Below are 243 nucleotides of genomic sequence, written 5' to 3' on the forward strand. Positions count from 1 at the left end.
TGGAGAAGGGGGCTTGGGTCGCGAAGAATGCTACGCAGTACAACTACCTGGGCGAGCATCAAAAGTCTCAGAGAGCGAAAGAGCTGGCAGAAAGCGAAGATGCACTAGAAAGACTCAGGATCAATACGAAGTGGGAATTGATCGACGCCGGGCAGGACGCCAGCTTTGCGGGTGGGGCAGTGGTTGGCGTGCCGGAAGGGCTACTTGATACGGTCAAGGGCATCTTGGAAGTTGCCGGCAGCA

The 243-nt window shown here is 56.4% G+C and carries 1 protein-coding gene; it reads left to right on the forward strand.

The features are described from left to right. On the forward strand, positions 1–243 hold a 243-nt coding region (locus KZZ04_RS20510; protein WP_219424079.1), incomplete at both ends, for a hypothetical protein.

The organism is Pseudoalteromonas sp. CR1, assembly GCF_019392235.1.
Taxonomy (GTDB): domain Bacteria; phylum Pseudomonadota; class Gammaproteobacteria; order Enterobacterales; family Alteromonadaceae; genus Pseudoalteromonas.